This is a genomic window from Rossellomorea vietnamensis (genome assembly GCF_001305855.1).
GTDB lineage: Bacteria > Bacillota > Bacilli > Bacillales > Bacillaceae_B > Rossellomorea > Rossellomorea vietnamensis_A.
The window spans coordinates 1-7223 of sequence record NZ_LIXZ01000039.1 but is presented as its reverse complement, the minus strand read 5'-3'; the positions used below and the strand labels follow the sequence as shown (position 1 = coordinate 7223).

At 40.5% G+C, this 7223-nt stretch carries 8 protein-coding genes and 1 pseudogene; 2 read left to right on the top strand and 7 right to left on the bottom strand.

Annotated features, from left to right (window positions below):
- Window positions 1-291 precede the first annotated feature (291 nt).
- From AM506_RS21385 to AM506_RS21375, 3 genes are all read right to left on the bottom strand, one after another.
- Window positions 292-1092, bottom strand: a complete 801-nt coding sequence (locus AM506_RS21385) for a CAP domain-containing protein (protein ID WP_060675120.1) — start codon at window positions 1090-1092, stop codon at window positions 292-294.
- 319 nt (window positions 1093-1411) lie between these two features.
- Window positions 1412-1771, bottom strand: coding sequence for a hypothetical protein (locus tag AM506_RS21380; RefSeq protein WP_060675118.1), 360 nt, complete (start codon window positions 1769-1771; stop codon window positions 1412-1414).
- 105 nt (window positions 1772-1876) lie between these two features.
- Complete coding sequence (locus AM506_RS21375; RefSeq protein WP_060675116.1) at window positions 1877-2161, bottom strand: hypothetical protein; 285 nt, start codon at window positions 2159-2161, stop codon at window positions 1877-1879.
- Window positions 2162-2231: 70 nt separating this feature from the next.
- On the opposite strand from AM506_RS21375, the gene AM506_RS21370 reads away from it, so the two are divergent.
- Entirely contained in the window at window positions 2232-2480 is a 249-nt protein-coding gene (locus AM506_RS21370) for a hypothetical protein (protein WP_060675114.1), read from the top strand.
- 66 nt (window positions 2481-2546) lie between these two features.
- On the opposite strand, the gene AM506_RS21365 is transcribed toward AM506_RS21370, so the two are convergent.
- From AM506_RS21365 to AM506_RS21355, 3 genes are all read right to left on the bottom strand, one after another.
- Window positions 2547-4166 carry an MDR family MFS transporter gene (locus AM506_RS21365; protein WP_060675112.1) on the bottom strand — a complete coding sequence of 540 codons (1620 nt, stop codon included), beginning with the start codon at window positions 4164-4166 and terminating at the stop codon, window positions 2547-2549.
- A 183-nt stretch (window positions 4167-4349) separates the two neighbouring features.
- Window positions 4350-4724: a MarR family winged helix-turn-helix transcriptional regulator gene (locus AM506_RS21360; RefSeq protein ID WP_060675122.1), complete on the bottom strand. Its 375-nt coding sequence runs from the start codon at window positions 4722-4724 to the stop codon at window positions 4350-4352.
- A gap of 268 nt (window positions 4725-4992) precedes the next feature.
- Window positions 4993-5913, bottom strand: coding sequence for a CobW family GTP-binding protein (locus AM506_RS21355; protein WP_060675110.1), 921 nt, complete (start codon window positions 5911-5913; stop codon window positions 4993-4995).
- 210 nt (window positions 5914-6123) lie between these two features.
- On the opposite strand from AM506_RS21355, the gene AM506_RS21350 reads away from it, so the two are divergent.
- Window positions 6124-6849 carry an AlbA family DNA-binding domain-containing protein gene (locus tag AM506_RS21350; protein ID WP_060675109.1) on the top strand — a complete coding sequence of 242 codons (726 nt, stop codon included), beginning with the start codon at window positions 6124-6126 and terminating at the stop codon, window positions 6847-6849.
- Between the two features lie 202 nt (window positions 6850-7051).
- Here the strand turns inward: AM506_RS21350 and AM506_RS23240 are convergent.
- A pseudogene (locus AM506_RS23240) lies at window positions 7052-7223 on the bottom strand (group II intron reverse transcriptase/maturase); the annotation flags it as partial.

The window sequence follows — 7223 nt, the reverse complement described above, 5'->3', positions numbered from 1 at the left end:
CCGCACATTCTGGACATTTGTGTGAGATAAGAGGAAGCTCTATATGTAAACAAAGTCGCTCATCCACTTCCTCCATTTTCATGATGTTTACTTCTTCAAAACCAGGCAACATTATGGTAGAATTCATTATGCACGTATCTCCAATCTTTACTTGTTTCTCGACAATTCAAGTATAAAAGACTGGGCGATTACGTGCATTTTTTATGTCTTCTAATTGTGTAAGAACCCCAACAAATATTATAGAACCAAAAAAACAGCCTCTCCAAAGAGAGACTGCTCTTGTTCGTGAAATTACTTACCGATGAATTGTTGAGTCCAGTAGTTACCGTTTTCTACATATCCCACACCGATGTGAGTGTAGTTTGAGCTCATGATATTTTTACGGTGACCTTCACTATTCATCCATGCCTGTACCACTTCTTCAGGAGTCTGTTGACCCATAGCGATGTTTTCACCTGCAGAGCTGTACTCAATACCAAACTGTTTCATCATGTCGAAAGGTGAACCATACGTAGGGCTTGTATGAGAGAAGTAGTTATTCGCTTGCATATCACGGGACTTCTCACGTGCTACCTTGCTTAATTCTGCATCTACTTTAAGAGCTGGAAGTCCTTGTTTTGCACGTTCCTGGTTAGTCAATTCCACTACTTTTTGTTCAAACTGACTTAATTGACCAGATTGTTCACTTGCTTGCTCTGATTTTTGTGTTTGCTCATTTGAAGCTGGAGCTTGCGCTGGCGCTTCTGACTTAGGTGCAGGTGCTTCTGCTTTTGGTGCTTCTGCCGGTGCAGGAGCTTCCGCTTTTGGTGCTTCCTTAGCTGGCGCTGGTGCCGCAGCCTCTGCTTTTGGAGCCTGTCCATTCAATAATTCTTGAACATTAATATTCTTACCGTCGATTTGGTATTTTGATAGAACATCTTGAACAAATTTGTTAAGATCTTCTTGATTTCCATTATAATTAAAGGCGTTCACTTTTTGAGCAACCTTATCTTGTGCTGGACACGGTGCTGCAGCGTCGGCTTTACCTGCTGCGAATGGAGTTGCTAATAATGTTAATGCTGTTGCTGCTGAAACCATCATTTTCTTGTTCATAAAAATGAATTCCTCCTTAGTGAATGTGTTTTTCTTTGCTGCACATTCATCATACCACCCTGTTTTTGTTACATTTACGGGAGAACTTGGTAACTAGCAATCAATTGTTCTATTTTGAAAGACAATTTCCTTATAGGAAGATAGTAACCACTGATTCTAGTAGGAAAAAACGCATTTTTAAATAATTTACTTACATTTCCAACAGCTGAATGAATTGGATGCGGCAACTAATTATTACCGGTATCTGATTCTTGACAGGTTTTTAGCAGCTCACCCAATGTAACGGATGTTACAGTATCATTTCAAAACAAAAGGGATTTCAACCCAAAGAAAGGTATTCATTGCATTTTTTGTCAGCTCCGATGAGCAGATATCCAGCCACATCAAAACCGAGGCGTTTCAATTGTCTCACGCCCACATTACACTCAACAGGGTTGCTTCCCATCACAACGACGGGCCCTTCAGGAATATCACTTGAATATCTTCTAATGTATCCACAAGGCAATGCTATGACCTCTTCACAATCTCCTTTGGACGAATCCTGATAATCCCTGACATCGACTACTACATGTCGTGAGGTCACATCAAGAGCATTCCATTGTTTTGTTCGTACGGGAAAATATCGATAGTACATCATATATGAGAGCAGACCGACTAATAATAATGGTAGTAGAGGCATACTGGCATCATCCTTTTCATTATTCTCATTTCATTGTATACCTATACAGGTATAAATAAAAGCTTACTGCTCATACGTACTTTTTTTCATGAATAAGGTTAAATATTAAAGATTCCGCTCTTTCATTAATCCATCTGCCATTTCGATATGTAACTGGATTAATGCGACTTTATCATCATTGGTTAGGGTGGACTCAGTAATTCTTTTAGTTGATGTAAAATATTTAACTTCAATGGACTTGCGAACCCTGGGGTGACTATTGGCATCCTCCAGTTCACGTTTAATGGCTTCTTTCAAAACCTGTTCAGCTGAAAAGTCATCCTCCATTAACATCCTGTTTTTCCATATTTGTCTGTATGATATGAGCAAATCGTTGAATACTACTGACATATTCCATCATCCTTCACATAAAATCTTTATTCTTTAACCATACTAAGAAAAACGAAGAAAGGTGATATCAATGACTACACCCTATCGCTGTCCCAGCTGTAAAACGAATCGAACCCGGTTCAATATTATACAACAAGTACCTCAGAGTGTGAAACTTGATCCTGCTTCAGGAGAAGTCGTTCAGAATTATGAGCAAGATCAAATCGAGCCATTTCACCTCGCTTACAACGGACCCCAATTAAAGGTTCAATGTGCGGCTTGCGGCTTGGTGGAGGATGAAATGACCTTTAAGAAATTTGGAGAAAGCACAATGTCATAATCAGAAAGAGGGTAACCATGCCTGCTACTATAGCAGATACGGTTACCCTCTTTTATCTAATGGATTTTAGTGATTTGAAGCTTCTTTAAGCTTCGTTTCCTTTTCTTCCTCTGTAGCGTCTTTATTTGACATCCTTAATGGGATCTCTTTCATAAAGAAGGTTAAAACAAATCCAACAAGGAGAATCATGGCTCCAATAAAGAAGACGTTCGTTAACGCATAACTCAATGATTCTCTTACACCTTCCAGGATGGATGCATAGATCCCCTGGAATTCTTGTGGCAATGTGGATTGAAGCTCTTTTAATTTCCCACCGTTCATGATGTTCTGAGGGTCTTGAAGCTGCTTCATGACTCCAGCCGTTTCAGGATCGGTCAGTAATGGAGAGTCTTTTACCGAAGACATTTTCTCTGTCATCTTTGAAGTCATGGAAGAATTCATCACGGTTCCCATAATTGCTACCCCTATTGTTCCGCCGATTTGTCTGAACAACTGTGTTGCAGCGGTGGCAACTCCAAGGAATTTATGCTGCACTGCGTTTTGAACCGTCAGCGTAAAGACAGGGAAACTCAGTCCAAGTCCCGTTCCTACTATAATGATATTCATCAAGGCTCTGGCGTTTGTCGTATCCGTATCCATGAAGGATAACAGAATCATACCCGTACTCATGATGAACAGACCGATGAGTGCCAGAAACTTATATTTCCCTGTCTTCGTAATGATTTGTCCCCCGATCGTACTGGCAAATACCATACTCAATGTCATGGGCATCATCACAAGCCCGGATTTAGTCGCGGATGTACCCATTACGCCTTGAATGAAGAACGGCATATACATAATGGCCCCGAACATACCGGCTCCGAGAATGAATCCAATGATATTTGAAAGGGTGAAGATCTGATTTTTAAACAATTGCAGTGGAAGTACAGGATTACTTGCTCTTTTTTCCGTTATGATAAATAGTACCAACGCTACAACCGAAAGGGTCAGTAGCCCAATGATCTGAAGGGAAACCCACTCATAATCGTTTCCACCCCACGTAAAGGCAAGTAATAACGGAATGATCGTTAAAGTTAGCATGATGGATCCCAGGTAATCCACTTTCAGGCCTCTATTTGGTTCCTGGGAAGGAAACATTTTGTAAATCATTCCGAATGCGATGAATCCTACTGGAAGAAATACCCAGAACACCCAATGCCAATCGGCATTATCAACGATCCAGCCCCCGAGTGTCGGACCGAATACACTGGCTAAACCAAACACACTGCTCATCAGTCCCTGCCATTTCCCTCTTTCGCGGGGAGAGAATAAATCCCCGACAGCAGTAAAAGCTGTGGACATGATCATCCCGGCGCCGAAGCCTTGAATCCCTCTGAAGATGATTAACTGTATAATGGAGGTGGAAAGTCCGTTAAGGAAAGAACCAATCATGAAGACGCCAATTCCAAGTAAGATAAATGGCTTCCTTCCATACATATCAGATAATTTACCGACCAATATGGCGGTTACGGAGCTGGTTAACATAAAGATGGTGAATACCCAGCTATAATAATCCATACCTCCGATTTCAGAAATGATTTTAGGCAATGCGGTCCCCACAATGGTTTGATTCAATGCGGCGAATAACATGGCTGACATGATCGCAATCATGATCAGTACTTTTTTTCGATGTTCTAAATGCTCCATATTGTCTGTCTCCCTCAATATTTATAGTATGAATAATTAACCAACTTAAGTAAATGAGCATAATAGAAGGGATGACCACTCTAAAGGTCAACCCTTTTGCATTCCTGTTAAATATATGGCTGAACAACTCTGTTTCTGAAGCAGAACAGTGACATTTACAGGACATTATCTTGAAAAATGTTATTACTTACGAACGGATGAACTCAACAGTTTCTCAAACAGTTCGATCAGGTGCTCGATCTCGTCTTTTTCAAAGGTTTGGAATAACTGCTGAAAATAGTGCGACTTCTTCTCTTCACATTGTGCCAGTACTTCCACACCTTGAGGAGTAATGGCCAACTCTACGACTCTACGATCTTCACTGGATCGCTGTCTTGTAATATAGCCTTTTTCAACTAGTGTATCTGTAATGGACGTAATGTGACTTGCGGAGACTTCCATTCGCTTTGAAATTTCCGAGGATTTCAGTGTACCATTTTCCCTGATGAGTTGAAGCACCCGGAATTCCCCATTTGAAATGAATTCTCCAAAGATGGTTCGAATATCAGATTTCATCATTCTAAAAACGGACCTAAACAGTCCTTCTAGCTCGAACAATTCTTTTCCCACTAAAAATCGACCTTTCCTACACTCAATAAATACTTCACTAAGTTAACTATTAAATAATATACATTTTATTCGAGATTGTCAATGGTTTAAACTTGTTTTTACCATTATGATTTCGAATCCCCATTTAGAAAGAAGAACGATCCTTATGGATCACCTCAACTATAAAGAGGCCAATTTACAAAAAATATTGGAAAGATCTCTCCCCGCCCCCTTAGAATTACTCCGTCAGGTCAATCTTCTGTAAAGACTGTACTATTTCTTCTTTATGTAAATTTTCTCCGATTATGACGAAGTTGGTAGGGTATTTCATATCTCCGGGCATAAAGAGCGGCATGCCGTAGGAGTACTGAAACAACGTTGGATAGTTCCTTCCCTGCAATGGAACATACCCCTTCATTCTATATATGGATTCAGGCTGGGTTTTCACCCATTCTTCAAAGGCTTCTCCATTTACTTTACCGCTGAACGTATAGACGACCGCCTGCAGGGTCAGATGTTCCCCAATGGAGGCACGGTCGTATGATATTGCCTCTTGTTTTGCACTTAAAGATAGAATATCTTTCATGGACACTTGAGAATAATTCGTTAAATATACCTTGGCATTTTGATTGATTTGCTGCAGTTCGTATGAAAATGTCCCCTGTTCCATTTCAGTAAGCAAGTCCATTTTATTCGCTATAATAAACTGGGCATGGCGGATTTGTTCTCTCATCAAATGTAAGACCGCCGGACTGAAGTCGCCTCTATTACGCCATTGAAGGCCATCCACTATTGTGACGATCCCTCTGAACTCAAAACGATCGGCAAATAGAGGGGAGAGGATAGAATCGACCACCTCAACTGGATGTGCAGCACCCGTTGTTTCGATTACCAGTACATCAAAGTCTTCGTTTAGTAGAAGTTCCTGAAGCTGTGACTCCAATTTCTCTGAAATGGTACAGCAAATACATCCATCAAGAAGTTCACGTAATGCTGTGTCACCATCCACCGCATCGCTATCGATGGATACACTTCCTAATTCATTCATCAGTACAGCCGGTTTTTTATCATGATCCTTTAAAGATTTCAGTAATTGTTTAAGTAAAGTCGTTTTTCCACTTCCAAGAAATCCGGATAATATATAGACATCTTTTTTCATGTAATCTTCCTTTCCATTAATCCCTTACTATTTTATTAGAAAGTGAAGAGGAACACAACGGAGATCACGAATGGATGACACCATGAAAGGAAGAATTATTAGCTTAAAGAGCGTTATCCACTTTTTTCATGCATAGAATGTAGTATGCAGATGATGGATATGTACCGTTGTATTGGTACTTTGTAGAATCATTAAAAGGTGGGAATATTCATGTATTATGAGAAGATTGTTCCGTTCAAGTTAAGAGATTTCCTGAAGAATCCTTCTCATGAAACATTGAAGGATCTGTTACTTCATAATACAGGCGAAACAGATTATGTGGATTTCAAGTCCGATTGGATCGAATTCACCAAGATGGCTAAACATATCCTAGCCATATCCAATACAGGAGGCGGATGTATCATCATCGGGGTGATGCAATTTGATGATGGATCAGTCGATTTAAAAGGATTGACGGATGAAGAATTTCTTGATAAAGCAGATGTTGACAATAAATTACAACATCTGCTGCCTAAATATTTGCGTTATCGAACGGAAGACTTCATTTTCCCTGAAAACACTCATCCATTTATGAGCCTTAAACGATTCCAAGTCCTCCTCATTGATTATGATCCAAGGTACGTTCCTTACACTTCTATTGTGACAAGGGGGGAATTGCGGTACGGCGCGATCTATGCCAGGCAAGGAACCAAGTCGATTGAAGCTACTCACGATAAATTAGTCGATGTCATTCTTCGGAAAGTTCAGTCAGGCGGCTCAGACACTGATGAAAAAACATTAAAGGAGCATCTTGAGCATTTGAAAATTCTCCTTAAGGAACATGATGGGGCAGAAGATCAAAAATACAAGAACTATCTGCACGATTTGATCCTAAGAAAAATGAAAAAGATTGAATCGTTCCTGGACCTTGATTCTTCTGAATTTCACTCATGGTGATTTGTACCAAGAAAATCCGTAATGGCTGGAGGTCAAGTCCCTTCCCCGAACACCACCCTTTAAAGATCGTTTCGATCATGTGTGAAACTTTCGTCGAAGACCCATCCATGGAGTATTCTGCTGCCGGAATCGAGTAGGAGGGGATGATTAATCCCCGACCTCTCACACCACCGTACGTACCGATCGGTATACGGCGGTTCAATCAAGATGATTGACGAAGACTTTCATACCTAACGATAAGACTTAGAAGCCCTTGGCGATTCCAGAAGGAATTGCCAAGGGTTTTGTGTAGTATTGGACTTTGTGCGATCCTCCAATAACCCTTTCGGGTATTACCCCACTCATATGCCTTCCATTTTGGAACGCCGAGCGCA

Bases quoted from the DNA above. Each gene is read 5' to 3' on its own strand.
- AM506_RS21385 (WP_060675120.1), bottom strand. From the start codon at position 1,092: ATGAACAAGAAAATGATGGTTTCAGCAGCAACAGCATTAACATTATTA.
- AM506_RS21380 (WP_060675118.1), bottom strand. From the start codon at position 1,771: ATGCCTCTACTACCATTATTATTAGTCGGTCTGCTCTCATATATGATG.
- AM506_RS21375 (WP_060675116.1), bottom strand. From the start codon at position 2,161: ATGTCAGTAGTATTCAACGATTTGCTCATATCATACAGACAAATATGG.
- AM506_RS21370 (WP_060675114.1), top strand. From the start codon at position 2,232: ATGACTACACCCTATCGCTGTCCCAGCTGTAAAACGAATCGAACCCGG.
- AM506_RS21365 (WP_060675112.1), bottom strand. From the start codon at position 4,166: ATGGAGCATTTAGAACATCGAAAAAAAGTACTGATCATGATTGCGATC.
- AM506_RS21360 (WP_060675122.1), bottom strand. From the start codon at position 4,724: ATGATGAAATCTGATATTCGAACCATCTTTGGAGAATTCATTTCAAAT.
- AM506_RS21355 (WP_060675110.1), bottom strand. From the start codon at position 5,913: ATGAAAAAAGATGTCTATATATTATCCGGATTTCTTGGAAGTGGAAAA.
- AM506_RS21350 (WP_060675109.1), top strand. From the start codon at position 6,124: ATGTATTATGAGAAGATTGTTCCGTTCAAGTTAAGAGATTTCCTGAAG.